Genomic DNA, 16769 nt, shown 5'->3' with positions numbered 1-16769 from the left:
AATGCTAAAAAAAAATATGATTAAAGCGTATCAAAGCAACGCCACATTACCAAAAAGCACTTCTTCGTTAACGCAAGACAAGAAGACATACACTCAAAAACATAACACAAAAGACACTGAGAACGACAAAGGACTCTATCGCTCTGACGAAGATGAAAGATTAATAAAAGACTACCACTTTGCGAAATTTCAAAAAAATCTGGATCAGATTCAAAACAACCAAGCCTTGCAATCCCTAATCGACCAAGAAGAATGGAGTGAAGAGGACATTAAAACTCTTTTAGCAAATTTCAGATAAAAAATCACTCTCCTACCCTAGAATCATCCCTTTTTCCCCTTCTAATTTTTCCCTCCACCTATACCCATAGTTATCCACATGTTCTGTGTATAGTCTTTTTGTCAATCGATTGTCAGGCAAAAAAAACCTCAAAATCATAAAATAATTTCCACGCACAACTACTCTATTTAGCAAGCAAACACGCACAAAAAAAGCGAGCCGAAGCTCGCTTTTTATCTAACTACTTTAACCTAACTAAAAGTCAGATTAGTTTTGGTTTTCTAGTTGGGCCGTTCGCTTCAACTTGCTGCTTCTCAGAGTGAGACTTAAGAGCTGCTTTCTCTTCAGAAGCGTCTTTAGCCTTGATTGATAGGCTAATTGTGCGAGCTTTACGATCAACACTTACGATCGCAGCTTCAACAGAATCACCAACATTCAACTCAGTACGAGCATCTTCGATACGATCGCGGCTGATGTCAGAAACTTTCAAAGAAGCCTCAACACCTTCAGCTAGTGTAACAACAACAGTTTTAGCTTCTACTTCAGAAACAGTACCTGTTACTACAGCACCTTTATCGTTTTCAGCAACGAAAGCGATGAATGGATCTTCTGCAAGTTGTTTAACACCTAGCGAAATACGCTCGCGCTCTGCGTCGATAGAAAGAACAACGGTTTCAAGCATGTCGCCTTTCTTGTATTGACGTACTGCTTCTTCACCAGTTTCGTCCCAAGATAGGTCAGAAAGGTGAACAAGACCGTCAATACCGCCGTCAAGACCAATGAATACACCGAAGTCAGTGATTGACTTGATGCCGCCAGAGATTTTGTCGCCTTTGTTGAAAGAACCAGCAAACTCTTCCCAAGGATTTGGAGTGCATTGCTTGATACCTAGAGAGATACGACGACGCTCTTCGTCGATATCTAGAACCATAACCTCAACTTCGTCGCCGATTTGAACAACTTTAGAAGGGTGAATGTTTTTGTTTGTCCAATCCATTTCTGAAACGTGAACAAGACCTTCAACACCTTCTTCTAGCTCAGCGAAGCAACCGTAGTCAGTTAGGTTAGTTACACGTGCAGTAACTTTAGTTCCCTCTGGGTAACGAGCTTTGATAGCCACCCATGGATCTTCACCCAATTGCTTAAGACCTAGAGATACGCGGTTACGCTCACGGTCAAACTTAAGCACTTTAACGTCAATTTCGTCACCTACAGCGATGATTTCGCTTGGGTGTTTGATACGTTTCCAAGCCATATCAGTGATGTGTAGAAGACCATCAACACCACCAAGGTCAACAAACGCACCGTAATCTGTAAGGTTCTTAACGATACCTTTAACTTCTTGACCTTCCTCAAGAGAAGAAAGAAGAGTTTCGCGCTCTGCACTGTTAGTAGCTTCCATAACAGCACGACGAGATACAACAACGTTGTTACGTTTCTGATCAAGTTTAATAAGTTTAAACTCAAGATCTACACCTTCTAGGTGAGATGTATCACGGATAGGACGTACATCTACCAAAGAACCAGGTAGGAACGCACGGATATTAGCGATATCAACAGTGAAGCCGCCTTTAACCTTACCGTTGATGATACCAGTAACGATTTCACCCTCATCATAGGCTTTTTCAAGAACAGCCCAAGTCTCAGCACGTTTCGCTTTCTCACGAGAAAGTTTAGTCTCACCGAAGCCGTCTTCTACAGCGTCAAGTGCAACTTTTACTTCGTCACCGATGTTTAGAGTGAATTCGCCGCTCTCGCTTAGGAATTGAGAACGAGGGATAACGCCTTCAGATTTAAGACCTGCATGAACAGTTACCCAATCGCTGTCGATGTCAACAACGATACCAGTAACAATTGAGCCTGGAGCCATTTCTACGGTTTTAAGGCTTTCTTCAAACAGTTCTGCGAAGCTTTGAGTCATTGTGTTTCCTATAAAAAAAGGACTGTATTTCAACTGAAACACATCCTATCTCCACACTACCAGCAAATATGGGTCAGTTAATAATAGTTGCGACATTGACATTGGCTGGTCCAATGTCGACTTGGATAAATTCTAGACTATTTTAGCACAAGTGATACATAGAATAGAACAATCATTTTATTGAAGTAGATTAAGACAACTAAACAATGCCTGCTTTTTTAACTTCAGCAAGCACCATTTCAACCACTTTATCAATCGTAAGATCGGTGCTATCTACAACCAAGGCTCCTGCGGCAGGAACAAGAGGCGCCACCGCTCGATTTGCATCTCGGTCGTCTCGCTCTTTTATTGTCGCGACCAATTCGTCGTAATCAACCTCATCCCCTTTTTGCTGCAACTGCAATAAGCGGCGACTTGCACGCTCCTCAGCCGTCGCAGTCAAGAAAACCTTAACAGGAGCATCTGGGAACACAACGGTCCCCATATCACGACCGTCTGCAACCAAACCCGGCTCTTGAGAGAATGCACGCTGCCTCATTAGAAGCCCATCGCGCACCTCAGGAATCTGAGCAAGCTTTGACGCACTGTTGCCAACTAGCTCAGTACGAATGGCTTGAGTGACAATTTCGCCTTCAAGCACAATATCAACCTTACCCTCATCACCTTGCTCAAACTGAATATCCAGATGCTCAGCCAAAACTCTCAACGACTCAACATCATCTGCAGTCATACCGTGATGCGATACAGCAAGAGCTAACAAGCGATATAACGCACCACTATCGAGCAAATGCCATCCCAGTTTTTCCGCGACCAACTGACTGACAGTTCCTTTCCCTGCGCCACTCGGACCGTCAATCGCAATAACTGGGGCCTGATCAATCATAATAATTCCTCATATACTTATTTTATCGTGCGACGTCACATTGCAAACCCAATGCCACCATCACGCTTTCCAATTCGGTAAATTCTTCTAATAATTTCTGACAGTCGTGAACAACACAAGATTCACGACTTCGCATCCCTAACGCCAACATTGCGAGAGCAATATGATAATCTCCCCCCGAATCTAAACTACTGCCAGAAACAGGACTACCACCCTCAATGTAAATCACGTCATTATCTAACGTAACGTTCACCCCCATATGCCTCAATCCATCGAGCATTGTCATTATTCGATCTTCGTAGTAATACGCCAAACTGCGCACACCATATATTTTAGAGACTCCCTTTGTGAATGCAGCCAACACACACACAACAGGCAAACTTTCTCGCAATCGAGTCGTATCTTCAGGCAACAACTCAAAATTACTTAATTGAGAAAAACGCGCTTTTACTTTCCCCTGAGGAAGTTGAGATGATACATCTTTTGTAAAATCCACATCTCCTCCCAACTTATCAACAAATGGGAGCAAGCTACCGATATTTTGCCCTATTAACGCATTTTCAATAGATAAATCTGAACCTGGACATAAGCACGCAAGAGCCAAAAGCAAAGCCGTTTTATTTACATCTGCTGGAAGCGTCAAATTTGTAGCACTTAAAACTGACGAAGTTGACTTAAATCGCTTACCCTCAAGCTCGACATTGGCACCAAACGCCTTAAGAATATCAACATCTATCTCACCATCATCATTCGCCAAAATAATTTGCGACTCGCTTGGCGCAAACAAACACGCAAACATAGCAGCAGATGAAAGGCGACGTGAAAATTGTGCCAATGCGATATCCAACGATTTCGACACTCGAGATTTTATAGTCACAGGCAAACAATCTGCAGCTGCACTCTCTACACTTGCTCCCATCGAACTTAAAATAGCCAATAGAGACGATATTGGTCGATTGAGCAAAGCCTCATCTGCAGTAACCGACACCTCAAATTGCTGCCCAGCCAACACTGGGAGCAAAAGGTATAGACTGGTAATAGACGAATGTACATTTATAGGCGCGATTGGCGCCTTCAAGCCTCTTAACCCTACCCCATGCACCCGCACTTGATTCAGGCCGATATCGTCAATAACCACACCCATATCACGGAGCGCCTGAACCGTCACCGTCACATTGCCCGTGAGATCAAGATTATCAATAATACTCACACCATCACTAAGGGCGGCGAGTATAACGACTCTATGTGACAATGACTTGTCACCCATCAAAGAAACTGAGCCTTTAACTGCATTTACTGAAGAAAGAGAAATAGAAATAGATTTTACTTCCGCTTTAGCTCCAAGCGTTCGCTGCTCTAATAATCTTAAAAAATGATCCCTCGCTGATTTTGCGCGTGAGAATACACCAAACATACTTGCACCATCACCCTCCACAATTGCCTGTCTCATAAAGGACAAGCGATCAGTAAAAAGATCCAGTGTTGCCAATGTCGCATCCTTGTTAGCAAGAAAGACATCTCGCCACATAACAGGGTCACTTGATGCTATACGAGTAAAGTCTCGGAAGCCGCCAGCGGCAAATTTGAACACATCCTGACTTCGTTCACTATTAGCAAGCGTGTCCACAAGTGTATACGCCAAGAGGTGCGGCAAATGACTAGACGAAGCCAATACATAGTCATGATGCTCTACATCCATGCCAACCACGTCAGAACCAACCGCCTCCCAAAGCTTGTACAATTTATCCAGCAAAAAAGGATCACTTTCAGGAAGAGGTGTGACAATCGCCATGTGACGTTCAAATAAATGAGGGTTTGCAGCCAACACACCGCTTTTTTCAGCCCCAGCTATAGGATGACCAGGAATAAAATTAGTCGGACTAAAACCAAACACCTCTTTTGCTGCATCAACAACACTGCCTTTCGTTGAGCCCACATCAGTAATCAATGTATCTGGTCGTACAAAGGTATGTATTTCTTTAAGCACTGACACCATGGCACGAACAGGAGTCGCCAAAACAATCACATCCATCTTAGCAATCGTTTGCTCATCCAGCCGAGCGGCATAATCAATCGCGCCCGTTGAAACACCAAGCGTTAGCTCAGCCTCCCTCCGGTCCGCGCCAAATAAGGTAGCAACCCCTTTATTTTTTAGCGCTTTTGCAAAGGAACCACCGATCATTCCCAGACCAATGATTAACACATTTCCAAAATGCTCAGACACCATTTTGTCTTGCATGCAATAACCTACTTTCAACCACGGCAATCAAGGCGCCATCCATTGCGCCGACCACCTATATTCTCGGAATAGTTTTATAAAACAGCGATCGGGTAAGACCCTAGTACTTTTACTTCTGAAGCACGATCTCGCAATTCACTTATCACTGCCTTACAGGCGTCATCAGAATAATGTCCAACACAATCGATATAAAAGATATAGCCCCACTTACTCAACAACGAAGGTCGCGTTTCTAAACGCGTCATATCCACACTATGTCGCTCAAATGCCTCCAGCAGGCGATACAATGCGCCGGGTTCGTTTTTAGCACTGATTAACAAAGACGTTTTATCACTTCCACTTGCAGGAACATCCTGAAGCCCAATAATCAAAAAACGTGTTGTATTCTCAGGGTGATCTTCAATATTGGAAGAGACTTTTTCTAATCCATAAAGCTCACACGCAATTTCTCCGGCGATCGCTGCAACGGCTTTTCCGTTACGACCCGCCTCAGATGCCAAGCGCGCAGCCTCAGCATTAGAGCTTACAGAAACACGTTCTGCATGCGGCCAATATCGATCCAACCACGCACGACATTGAGCCAACGCCTGCTGGTGTGAGTATATATGCGTGACATCATCCGCATTAATATTTGGACTCACCAACAAATGATGATGAATTCGCTCTTCAACCTCACCACATATCTTTAAACGAGAGGATCGAAAGCTATCTAACGTATGATTAACAACGCCTTCAGTAGAGTTCTCCACAGGAACCACGCCATAATTTGCAGCACCTGACTCAACCTCGCGAAACACCTCATCAATAGCTGCCATAGGTGCACTAACAATAGACTTACCAAAGTGCTTTTGAGCCGCCTGTTGAGTAAACGTACCCGCCGGCCCTAAAAAAGCAATGCGCATCGGCTTTTCCAAAGCAAGGCAAGATGACATAATTTGACGAAACACTTTCGCCATCTCTTCGTTTTCTAACGGCCCTTCATTGCGCTCCATTACACGACGTAAAACCTGCGCCTCACGTTCCGGACGGTAGAAGACAACCGCCTCTTCACCTTGCTCAGCAATTTTTACATCCGCAACTTTTTGTGCACACATCGCTCTTTCATTGATCAGCTGTTGAATTTTCTGATCAATTTCATCAATTCTGTCTCGTAGACCCGGCAATGTGTCCGGTAACTTTGTTTTATCAAGCATGCATTAGGCTCCGTAATGACGCATTTCAAAATCTTGCATAAACTTAATCAATGCGTCGACACCTTCCATTGGCATAGCATTGTAAATACTTGCTCGCATTCCACCCACAGAGCGGTGTCCTGCCAATGTTTTTAATCCAGCCTCTTCAGATTCTTGCAAGAACAACGATTCAAGAGACTCATCAGCTAAAACAAAAGGAACATTCATACGAGAACGATATTTTAGTTCAATAGGGTTACTATAAAGCTTGCTCTCATCAATCGCACGATACAATCGCTCAGCTTTTGCTTCATTAACCTTTTCAATAGCCTCTACACCACCTTGCCCCTCAAGCCACTCAAACACGAGATCAGCCAAATAAATAGCGAAGGTTGGGGGCGTATTAATCATTGAGTTATTTTTAGCAAGATTAGCAAACGACCAAGTGGATGGAAGGCGATCATTATCACATCGCTCTAAAAGGTCTTTTCGTACAATACAAATAACAACACCCGCTGGGCCTACATTCTTCTGAGCACCAGCGTAAATCATGCCGTACTTACTAACATCAATAGAACGAGACAAAATTGTTGAAGACAAATCTGCAATAATAGGCAAATCCGTTTCTGGTAAATCGTCAAACTCAACACCACCGATAGTCTCATTCGGCGTCAAATGCAAATATGCTGCATTTTCATCTAGATTCAACGAATCCCAAGCCGGAACAGTCGTGTAATTTTTATCTTTGGTCGAACCCGAGACAACCACATTTGTATATTTTTTTGCCTCTTTGATCGCTTTAGCCGACCAAGCCCCAGTATCTAGGTAGCAAGCACTTGTGTGATCAGCAATAAAGTTAGCAGGAATCTGAGCGAACAGTGTGGATGCACCACCCTGAACAAACAAAACTTCGTAGTTACTTGGTATATCCAACAAGCGGATCAACCGTGTTTTTGCGGACTCCAAAATTGAAGTAAACTCACTGCTTCTATGGCTCATTTCCATTACAGAAACACCAGCACCATGCCAATCCAATAACTCAGATTGTGCTTTTTTCAACACTGCCTCAGGTAACGCCGCAGGACCAGAACAAAAATTAAACGACCGACTCATTCCGCCAATATCCCCATTATCTCACTTGCTTAAAAAACAATTCACCCTGACTCATCCAAGTGCCAACTTTAAATCCCTGACACTTTTCAAACGCCCAACACAAAAGAGGCGCACATTGTGCGCCACTTTAGCTTACTCTTCTTCGCTGTCAGGCTCTTCTTCTACCCTTCCAGCCTCTGGAGCTTCCGGAGTTACGACTTCAGCCTCTGAAGCCTCTGCCATCCCCTCTTCATCACTCTCTTCGTCATCTTCATCGACAACGCGCTCAACTCCCACAAGATGCTCATCATTCATCAATCGAATCAATGTAACACCTTGAGTGTTTCGACCCTGACATGAAACTTCAGATGCTCGCGTACGAACCAATGTACCCTGATCCGAGATAAGCATGATTTCATCAGCATCATCAACCTGAGTCGCTCCCACTACTGGGCCGTTACGTTCAGACACTTGAATGCCGATTACACCCTGTCCGCCTCGACCGTACACTGGAAAATCTTCAGTCAAAGTACGCTTACCAAAACCATTTTCACAAGCGAATAAGACCGAACTTCCTTCACGGGGAACAATAAGCGAAACAACTTTATAAGATTCAGCCAAACGAATACCACGAACACCTGCCGCAGTACGCCCCATAGCCCGAACATCACTCTCTTTAAACCGGATCGTCTTACCCGAACTCGATACAAGCATAATGTCGTTTTCGCCAGAGGTTTGCGCTACACCAACAAGCTCATCGCTCTCATCAAGACTCAATGCAATCAGTCCAGTTGAACGTGGGCGAGCAAAATGCTCAACCGCTGTTTTCTTCACTGTGCCGTTTGCAGTCGCCATAAAGATATAGGAATCTTCCATTTCATCATTAAGAGGAAGCAACGCTGAAATATGCTCTCCCTCAGCCAACGGCAACAAGTTGACAATAGGGCGACCTTTAGATGTGCGGCTAGCAACCGGAATTTCAAAGACTCGCAACCAATACACTTTACCAAAATTACTAAATAGCATGACCGTATCATGGCTGCTCGTAACAAGCAGATGACTAATATGGTCTTCATCTTTCATCTTAGCGGAAGACTTACCTCGACCACCACGGCGCTGTGCTTTGTATTCTTCAAGCGGCTGCGACTTAGCGTAGCCAGTATCAGAAATCGTCACGACCATCGGCGCTTCGTCAATAAGATCTGCAATTGTAAGGTCTTGACGAGAAGTCAATATCTCAGTTAAGCGCTCATCACCAAATTGGTCACGTACAGCTTCTAGCTCTTCACAAATCACTTGCATCAATCTGTCAGGGTTACCAAGAATCTCAAGCAACTCCGCGATCACTTCAATAAGATCTTTATATTCAGCAAGAAGTTTTTCGTGCTCTAGCCCTGTCAATCGATGCAGACGCAAATCCAATATGGCTTGTGCTTGTTCTGGCGATAAGCAATATGCTCCATCATTGAAGCCAAACTGAGGCCCTAGATCATCTGGTCGACACGCGTCAGCTCCCGCCCTTTCCAGCATCGCCATGACATCGCCAGGCTGCCAAGATTCCGCTATCAGTTTTTCACGCGCGTCAGCCGAAGTTGGAGACGTTCGAATCAACTCGATAACTCGGTCGATATTTGCAAGTGCAACCGCCAAACCTTCAAGGATATGACCGCGCTCCCGCGCTTTACGCAATTCAAAAATAGTACGTCGCGTCACTACCTCTCGGCGGTGACGAACGAAGCATTCAAGTATCTGCTTAAGATTAAGCAATTCAGGACGCCCATCAACCAAGGCAACCATATTTATACCAAACACACTTTGTAACTGTGTTTGGGTAAAGATGTTATTAACTACAACTTCTGGATTTTCTCCACGTCGAAGTTCAATAACGATACGCATGCCGTCTTTATCAGACTCATCGCGAAGTTCACTGATACCCTCAAGCTTCTTCTCTTTAACAAGCTCGGCAATTTTTTCAATGACTTTTGCTTTGTTTAGCTGATAGGGAATTTCGGTAAAAACAATAGACTGACGATTGCCTTTCTCCATATCCTCTACATGATGACGAGCACGCATGTAGATTCGACCACGACCTGTTTTGTAAGCCTCTACAATACCCGCGCGACCGTTTATGAAAGCGCCTGTAGGGAAGTCTGGGCCTGGAATAAACTCCATTAGTTCGTCAATTTCGATCTCTGGACGATCGATCAACGCCAAACAGCCGTTTATCACTTCAGTCAAATTATGAGGAGGGATATTGGTCGCCATACCAACGGCGATACCAGCAGAACCGTTTACCAACAAACCAGGAATTCGAGCTGGCAGCACCGCCGGCATAGTTTCTGATTCGTCGTAGTTTGGAACAAAGTCAACGGTTTCTTTCTCTAAATCCATCAATAAATGATGTGAAATTTTATCCATTCGAATTTCGGTATAACGCATTGCTGCGGCGCTATCACCATCCACCGAACCGAAGTTACCCTGACCATCTACCAATGTGTAGCGCATTGAGAAAGGTTGCGCCATACGAACGATCGTCTCGTAAACCGCAGAATCACCATGAGGGTGATACTTACCTATTACGTCACCAACGATACGCGCCGATTTTTTATAGGGTTTATTCCAATCATTTTTTAATTCGTTCATCGCATATAAAACACGGCGATGCACTGGCTTCAAGCCGTCTCGCACGTCAGGCAATGCACGCCCAACGATAACGCTCATCGCGTAATCTAGGTATGAACCTTTTAATTCGTTTTCTATACTGACAGGAATGATTTCTTTGGCTAATTCACCCATAGGTACAACCGATCCTTATGCCTGAAGTCGAAATGACTTCCTACTAACTTTTTATAAGCGCGAAATTATATCACAACCATTTCTGGAACACCCATATTTTGCCGCTGCGTTTCTTAAATTAGAGCAGCACACTGTGATTTGCGAACTCTTCTATTGACCAAAGACTAACAACACTCCATTTTTTGTAGTCATAACAACCTAAGTCGTTATAATGCAAAAACTTAATACTATTTTTTCATCTGTAGTTACCTCATAAGCGTAAAAACCTACAGAACCGTTAGATTTTTATGCAGGAAATAAAAATGAACGAACACCAAACATCAAACCTTAACGTTGACCTAGAAGAAATCGCAAAATTCGAAGCTCTTGCAAGCAAGTGGTGGGACAAAAACAGTGAATTCAAGCCACTCCATGAAATAAACCCTTTACGTGTAAACTACATAAACGAACGCAGCTCACTGGAAGGCAAAAAAGTGATTGATGTCGGCTGTGGCGGGGGAATTTTGTCAGAATCTATGGCACACATGGGGGCTCATGTACGCGGAATAGACATGGGAGAAGCGCCTCTGGCCGTGGCCACACTTCACGCAAAAGAAAGTGGCGCAAATGTCACATATGAGCAAATTACAGCAGAAGAAATTTCAGAAAGAGACACAGAACAATATGACGTTGTCACGTGTCTTGAGATGCTTGAACATGTCCCAGATCCAGCCTCTGTTGTCAAAGCATGCATGAAACTATGCAAGCCCGGCGGGCACGTCTATTTTTCTACAATTAATCGAAATCCAAAAGCTTATTTGTTTGCAATTGTTGGTGCAGAATACATTCTTGGCTTGCTTCCTAAAGGAACTCACGACTATGCTAAGTTTATTCAACCCGCAGAATTAAATAATTTTGCACGCAACGCTGGCCTAGATGTTCAACATATGACAGGCCTTACCTACAACCCACTGACGAAAGTGTACAAATTAAACGATCGTGATGTCTCAGTAAATTACATGATGCACACTCTAAAGCCTCATTCATAAAGCAAACACACACCATATTTGAGACTTTAGGCACAGAAAATTAGGGAGGTAATATGCTAAATTATGAAGCCCCCAAAGCGCTTTTACAGGGAAAAACGATACTCGTGACGGGCGCGGGAGACGGTATAGGAAAAGAGGCTGCATTACAGTACGCAGCCCATGGAGCAACCATTATATTGCTCGGGCGCACGCCAAAGAAACTCGAAGATGTTTATGACTTAATTGAAGAGCGTGGATACCCTCAACCCGCGATCGTGCCCATCAATCTCGAAAATGCGACTGAACACGACTACCAAGAACTTGCTAACACATTGGCAGCAGAGTTCCCCAAATTAGATGGTCTGTTGCTTAATGCGAGTATTTTGGGCGATCGCACTCCATTATCAGACTACGACTCCGACACTTTTGAGAAAGTCATGAAAGTTAACGTCAACAGCCAATTCATGCTCACTCAGGCGTTACTCCCACTACTAGGGCGCTCTTCTAGTGCATCGGTCATTTTCACGACTTCTTCTGTTGGTAGAAAAGCTCGTGCATATTGGGGAGCATATTCAATATCGAAGTTTGCAACCGAAGCCATGATGCAGCTTTTCTCCGAAGAATTAGCGCAAACAAGCAACATTCGAGTCAACGCCATCAACCCCGGCGCTACTCGCACGACCATGCGCGCAAATGCCTATCCAGGCGAAGACCCGCTTGATTTAAAAAACCCATCTGACTTAATGCCACTCTATTTATATCTAATGGGAAAAGACAGCGAAAACACTAACGGGTGCTCAATCGACGCGCAACCTAAAAATTAACCTAAACACAAAAACCAAAAAAGCCAAAATTAAAAAGAGCACTAATCGCTCTTTTTAATTTTGGCTTTATTCTCTTATAAACAACCCTAACTCAACCGCCTATAAGTTGCTCCAGTTTTTCTGAATCACTCATCTGCTTCCGGTCTGGAGACGCAGCCGGATCATCCTGAATCTCTGAGGAAGGCTTCGTACCAAGAACTCGATTCCCTGGCGTCACCTCAGAAAACTGTCCTGTATCCGGCCCCAATGATTCAGTAGGCGGATTTAACTCTTGTTGATCTTGCTGTAACTTCTCTAGTTGGTCACCAAATATTCCCACTTCAGGCATCATACTTAGACGCTTTTCTTGTATCACTTCAGGAATATGACCTGTAAATAAAACTGTAAATGGAGCTTCACGAGTTCGACGATTCACCTCATCATATATATCCTGCTCTTTTTTCGCCAACTGAACTTCTTCAATATACGAACGAGAGCTAGAAGTGGAAGACACCACTACATTAGGCCCTAACTCTAAACTTGGCTTTTCTGCAGGAATGACCTCGACATCTTGAGGGGAACTAACAACCACCTGATGAGTACCACGATAAACACGATCGCCATAAATAACATCCACCTGTCTCTGCTCAACCCGCTGAGCATGCGCACCCACCGAAATCAACGCCATTATCACCAGCAGATATTTCATTTTCACTCACTCACAGTCATTCTTATCAACACACTATAGAAAATACCCACCACAAAAAAAAGGAGGCTTAGCCTCCTTTTACAAAAAACATCAAGGAAAGAACACAAACACTCCCCTCAATCAAGACACCGATTACAGCGTAATGACATCAAACTCTACAGCAGTATCAACGTCTTCTTCATAATCCACACCTTCTACACCAAAGCCAAATAACTTCAAGAATTCGTCTTTATACAACTGATAGTCAGTTTCAGCAAAAAGGTTATCATCTGTTATTGTCGGCCATAAATCACGACAAGCTTGCTGAACATCATCTCGCAACTCCCAATCATCCAAGCGCAGGCGATTGCTCTCGTCGGTCAACTCCGAAGGCGTATTGTCGTTGTATAAGCGCTCAGCAAACAGGCGATAAATCTGATCCATGCAGCCTTCATGCAAGCCTTTTTCACGCATAACACGAAAAACCATCGCCAAATACAATGGCATCACAGGAATTGCAGAAGATGCTTGTGTTACAACCGATTTAAGCACAGCAACATTCGCGCCACCCGCAATAGTCGATAAGTTAGAACTAATAGCTGCCGCTGCGCGATCCAAATCTTCTTTGGCCTTTCCTAAAGCTCCGTGCCAATAAATTGGCCACGTAATATCAGAGCCAATATAAGAATAAGCCACTGTTCGAGCGCCTTCGGCCAACACACCAGCATCCTGAAGAGCTGACATCCAAAGTTCCCAGTCTTGCCCACCCATTACGGTCGTAGTCGCTGCAACTTCTTCTTCCGTCGCTGGCTCAATCTCAGCATCGATAATAACATTTCGGTTAGTATCAATAGCGGTAGAGCGGTAAGTCTCACCAATAGGTTTTAGAACAGAGCGAATCACTTCGCCAGTCTCAGGAAGTTTACGCACCGGCGACGCCAATGAATATACAACCATATCGATTTGCCCCAAGTCCTCTTTAATCAAATCAATTACTTGATCACGAGCCTCATTGGAAAATGCATCACCATTGATACTTTTTGAATACAAACCCTCTTCTTTGGCAAACTTATCGAAGGCTGCCGCATTGTACCAACCCGCAGTACCTGATTTTTTTTCTGTTCCCGGTTTTTCGAAGAAAACACCAATTGTCGCAGCACCGCTACCAAATGCAGCGGCAATCCGAGAAGACAAACCATAGCCACTAGATGAACCTATGACCAATACACGTTTAGGGCCATTTTCAACCTTCCCTTTCGCTTTAGTCATTTCAATTTGTTCTTTTACATTCTTCTCACAACCTACCGGGTGAGTTGTCGTACAGATAAAACCACGAATCTTTGGCTTAATGATCATAGCTAACTCTCATTGCTGTCCATTATTGTCACCGCCTTACTTTCCAATAATCAGCAAAGCGGCATGAAAATTGGCGCTATGATACAATATGACAGTTAAAAAGTCCTCTCTACAAACATACAAACACATTTGGAAAGTAACCTCTTTTGAAAAATTCTCTTCATGTTTTGATCATTGGCTATGTGTGGCCTGAACCCAACTCCTCTGCCGCGGGTTACCGCATGCTTCAACTTATTCAGTGCTTTCTGAAAAATGAATGGCAAGTATCTTTCGCCACCCCAGCACAGCCCACCGACCATATGACAAACCTAAAGTCACTCAAGGTGTCATGCCATAACATTCAGGTGAATGACGATACATTCGATGCATTTATTAAAGAAAAAAGTGCCGATATTGTTGTCTTCGACCGCTTTATGATGGAAGAGCAATTCGGTTGGCGCGTAGAGAAACACTCTCCTGACAGCTTGCGCGTTTTAAACACTGAAGACCTGCACTCCCTGAGAGAGGCCCGACACAAAGCCGTAAAGCACAATACTGACTTCCAAATCACTGACATGTACAGCGATTCTGGCGTACGAGAAATCGCATCAATACACCGCAGTGACCTGACTTTAATGGTTTCAGAGCACGAGACTGAATTACTACAGCAGCACTTTCAAGTTCCTCAGACTCATCTGATGCATTTACCATTCATGACATCACCATTGTCTACCATGCAAAAATCTACACGAAAACAATTTGAAGACAGACAACACCTCGTCTGGATTGGCAACTTTCGCCACGCCCCAAATTGGGATGCCGTTTTGCAACTCAAGCAAACCTATTGGCCCATCATTAGAAAAAAACTAAAAGAGAACAACCTGAATAACGTCGAACTCCATATATACGGCGCATACCCGCCCCCAAAAGCAACTCAACTCAATAACGAAAAAGAGAAATTCTTAGTCAAAGGCTGGGCAGAAGATGCCTCTGAGGTAATGCAAAATACCAGACTTTGTGTCGCGCCGATTCGCTTTGGGGCTGGAATTAAAGGCAAACTTTACGACGCCATGCTTGCAGGTACCCCGAGCATAACGACGTCGATCGGTGCAGAAGCGATGAACGGCCCGTTCCCATGGAACGGTGTAATTACTGACGACGCTGAAGAATTTGCCTCAGCAACAGTTTCACTATATAAAGACAAAACCAGCTGGACATTAATGCAAGAAAACGGCGATAGAATTATTGAAGAAAGGTACGATATCAACACCTGGGAAGTCGCATTTATTAACCGATTAAAGCGACAGCTCAACTTAAAAGAGGCGCTACGACACTCTCATTTCACAGGAAAAATGCTACGACACCATAGCATGAAGAGCACTCAATACATGTCTCAATGGATCACTTTAAAGAATGGCTTAACAAACAAGGTCTAATACTGTCGAGGTCTCAGTCTCTTAAGTTAATTCACAGTGCATTTAATTCCCGACTAACGGGCTTGCCAACTCTCGTTCTTTAACCCGAGCAAGAACCTCTCGCTGTTCTTGCTCGCCCATTCTCCCCCATGTCGCTATTTCCATACCAGTTCGATAACACCCAACACAGACATCATCATCATTAAGAAAACACACATTCACACAAGGAGACAACTGACGATCAAGCTTAACTTTGTCCACACACACTCTCCTAACACCCTTCTTTGATAAAACAAAAAAGCCTTAAATCTAACGCAAAGATTCAAGGCCTTAGGATAACTCTAACCATCAAAAAAAGCTGAACATCATCGACACTCAGAGTGACCGATCAACTTTTAGCTCAATGAATAGCGCTTCTTAATATTCTGCGTTATGAAATACTCGCTGAACATCGTCGAGGTCATTCAAAAGATCAAGAAAACGCTCAAACTGCTCAACCGTTTCACCAGAAATCTCAGTGGTTACTTGTGGAACAAACTGAATTTCATCAACGTCAAATTCGATCTCGCCGAATGCTTCCAAGATAGCCGCACGCGCTTTACCGTATTCATTGTTTGGCGTAAATACGGTCACTTTACCGTCTTCAAGCTCAATGTCTGTCACATCGACATCAGCCATCATTAGCGCTTCCAATACAGCCTCTTCATCCTCGGCCGAGAATACAAAGATAGCAGAATGGTCAAACATGTGAGACACACTACCCTGCGTCCCTATTTTGCTTTTCACTTTGTTGAAACAAGTTCGAACATCACCAAACGTACGATTAGGGTTATCGGACAAACAGTCCACTATAACCATTGTGTTCCCCGGCCCAAAGCCTTCGTAACGGGCTGTATCGAAATCTTCACCGCCACTTCCCTGCGCTTTGTCTAGCGCTTTATCGATTACGTGTGTTGGAACCTGATCTTTCTTTGCACGATCAATCAAACTACGCAGAGCGAGATTACCATTTGGATCGGCACCACCAGACTTAGCACAAACGTAAATTTCGCGTCCGTATTTGCTGTAAACTTTTGCCTTTTGATCCGATGTTTTCGCCATCGACTCTTTACGGTTTTGATAGGCTCTGCCCATTACTCAT

The 16769-nt window shown here is 43.9% G+C and carries 14 protein-coding genes; 4 read left to right on the top strand and 10 right to left on the bottom strand.

Annotated features, from left to right (window positions below):
* Position 1 precedes the first annotated feature (1 nt).
* On the top strand, positions 2-298 hold the full coding sequence (locus tag DFP79_RS03175) for a hypothetical protein (RefSeq protein ID WP_133502502.1): 297 nt from the start codon (positions 2-4) through the stop codon (positions 296-298).
* Between the two features lie 241 nt (positions 299-539).
* Here the strand turns inward: DFP79_RS03175 and rpsA are convergent, their stop codons facing one another.
* The 6 genes from rpsA to gyrA form a co-directional block, all read right to left on the bottom strand.
* A complete protein-coding gene (gene rpsA, locus DFP79_RS03170) occupies positions 540-2198 on the bottom strand; it encodes a 30S ribosomal protein S1 (RefSeq protein WP_133502501.1) in 1659 nt (552 codons plus the stop codon).
* Between the two features lie 199 nt (positions 2199-2397).
* Positions 2398-3081 carry a (d)CMP kinase gene (gene cmk, locus DFP79_RS03165; RefSeq protein ID WP_133502500.1) on the bottom strand — a complete coding sequence of 228 codons (684 nt, stop codon included), beginning with the start codon at positions 3079-3081 and terminating at the stop codon, positions 2398-2400.
* 22 nt (positions 3082-3103) lie between these two features.
* Positions 3104-5320 (bottom strand): prephenate dehydrogenase/arogenate dehydrogenase family protein, encoded by a 2217-nt coding sequence (locus tag DFP79_RS03160; protein ID WP_133502499.1) that lies wholly within the window; start codon positions 5318-5320, stop codon positions 3104-3106.
* Positions 5321-5394: 74 nt separating this feature from the next.
* The gene (gene pheA / locus DFP79_RS03155; RefSeq protein ID WP_133502498.1) at positions 5395-6513 is read right to left on the bottom strand and encodes a prephenate dehydratase; all 1119 of its coding nucleotides are present in this window, start codon (positions 6511-6513) and stop codon (positions 5395-5397) included.
* Positions 6514-6516: 3 nt separating this feature from the next.
* A complete protein-coding gene (gene serC / locus DFP79_RS03150; RefSeq protein ID WP_133502497.1) occupies positions 6517-7605 on the bottom strand; it encodes a 3-phosphoserine/phosphohydroxythreonine transaminase in 1089 nt (362 codons plus the stop codon).
* Between the two features lie 132 nt (positions 7606-7737).
* On the bottom strand, positions 7738-10380 hold the full coding sequence (gene gyrA / locus DFP79_RS03145; RefSeq protein WP_133502496.1) for a DNA gyrase subunit A: 2643 nt from the start codon (positions 10378-10380) through the stop codon (positions 7738-7740).
* A 302-nt stretch (positions 10381-10682) separates the two neighbouring features.
* On the opposite strand from gyrA, the gene ubiG reads away from it, so the two are divergent.
* On the top strand, positions 10683-11408 hold the full coding sequence (gene ubiG / locus DFP79_RS03140; RefSeq protein WP_133502495.1) for a bifunctional 2-polyprenyl-6-hydroxyphenol methylase/3-demethylubiquinol 3-O-methyltransferase UbiG: 726 nt from the start codon (positions 10683-10685) through the stop codon (positions 11406-11408).
* Positions 11409-11461: 53 nt separating this feature from the next.
* A complete protein-coding gene (locus DFP79_RS03135; protein WP_133502494.1) occupies positions 11462-12211 on the top strand; it encodes a YciK family oxidoreductase in 750 nt (249 codons plus the stop codon).
* A gap of 91 nt (positions 12212-12302) precedes the next feature.
* On the opposite strand, the gene DFP79_RS03130 is transcribed toward DFP79_RS03135, so the two are convergent.
* Positions 12303-12899, bottom strand: a complete 597-nt coding sequence (locus DFP79_RS03130) for a hypothetical protein (protein WP_133502493.1) — start codon at positions 12897-12899, stop codon at positions 12303-12305.
* A 132-nt stretch (positions 12900-13031) separates the two neighbouring features.
* Positions 13032-14234: an enoyl-ACP reductase FabV gene (gene fabV, locus DFP79_RS03125; RefSeq protein WP_133502492.1), complete on the bottom strand. Its 1203-nt coding sequence runs from the start codon at positions 14232-14234 to the stop codon at positions 13032-13034.
* Positions 14235-14380: 146 nt separating this feature from the next.
* On the opposite strand from fabV, the gene DFP79_RS03120 reads away from it, so the two are divergent.
* Positions 14381-15649 (top strand): glycosyltransferase, encoded by a 1269-nt coding sequence (locus tag DFP79_RS03120; RefSeq protein ID WP_243730180.1) that lies wholly within the window; start codon positions 14381-14383, stop codon positions 15647-15649.
* A 42-nt stretch (positions 15650-15691) separates the two neighbouring features.
* On the opposite strand, the gene DFP79_RS03115 is transcribed toward DFP79_RS03120, so the two are convergent.
* Together DFP79_RS03115 and DFP79_RS03110 are read right to left on the bottom strand one after the other, a co-directional pair.
* Positions 15692-15889, bottom strand: a complete 198-nt coding sequence (locus tag DFP79_RS03115) for a DUF1289 domain-containing protein (RefSeq protein WP_133502491.1) — start codon at positions 15887-15889, stop codon at positions 15692-15694.
* Between the two features lie 156 nt (positions 15890-16045).
* Positions 16046-16762 (bottom strand): YebC/PmpR family DNA-binding transcriptional regulator, encoded by a 717-nt coding sequence (locus tag DFP79_RS03110; protein ID WP_133502490.1) that lies wholly within the window; start codon positions 16760-16762, stop codon positions 16046-16048.
* Positions 16763-16769: the final 7 nt, after the last annotated feature.

The sequence above is a fragment of the Marinomonas balearica genome (assembly GCF_004362145.1).
Taxonomy (GTDB): Bacteria; Pseudomonadota; Gammaproteobacteria; order Pseudomonadales; family Marinomonadaceae; genus Marinomonas; species Marinomonas balearica.
The sequence above is the reverse complement of the archived record's forward strand: the minus strand, read 5'-3'. Positions and strand labels throughout refer to the sequence as shown.

Bases quoted from the DNA above. Each gene is read 5' to 3' on its own strand.
- DFP79_RS03175 (WP_133502502.1), top strand. From the start codon at position 2: ATGCTAAAAAAAAATATGATTAAAGCGTATCAAAGCAACGCCACATTA.
- rpsA (WP_133502501.1), bottom strand. From the start codon at position 2,198: ATGACTCAAAGCTTCGCAGAACTGTTTGAAGAAAGCCTTAAAACCGTA.
- cmk (WP_133502500.1), bottom strand. From the start codon at position 3,081: ATGATTGATCAGGCCCCAGTTATTGCGATTGACGGTCCGAGTGGCGCA.
- DFP79_RS03160 (WP_133502499.1), bottom strand. From the start codon at position 5,320: ATGCAAGACAAAATGGTGTCTGAGCATTTTGGAAATGTGTTAATCATT.
- pheA (WP_133502498.1), bottom strand. From the start codon at position 6,513: ATGCTTGATAAAACAAAGTTACCGGACACATTGCCGGGTCTACGAGAC.
- serC (WP_133502497.1), bottom strand. From the start codon at position 7,605: ATGAGTCGGTCGTTTAATTTTTGTTCTGGTCCTGCGGCGTTACCTGAG.
- gyrA (WP_133502496.1), bottom strand. From the start codon at position 10,380: ATGGGTGAATTAGCCAAAGAAATCATTCCTGTCAGTATAGAAAACGAA.
- ubiG (WP_133502495.1), top strand. From the start codon at position 10,683: ATGAACGAACACCAAACATCAAACCTTAACGTTGACCTAGAAGAAATC.
- DFP79_RS03135 (WP_133502494.1), top strand. From the start codon at position 11,462: ATGCTAAATTATGAAGCCCCCAAAGCGCTTTTACAGGGAAAAACGATA.
- DFP79_RS03130 (WP_133502493.1), bottom strand. From the start codon at position 12,899: ATGAAATATCTGCTGGTGATAATGGCGTTGATTTCGGTGGGTGCGCAT.
- fabV (WP_133502492.1), bottom strand. From the start codon at position 14,234: ATGATCATTAAGCCAAAGATTCGTGGTTTTATCTGTACGACAACTCAC.
- DFP79_RS03110 (WP_133502490.1), bottom strand. From the start codon at position 16,762: ATGGGCAGAGCCTATCAAAACCGTAAAGAGTCGATGGCGAAAACATCG.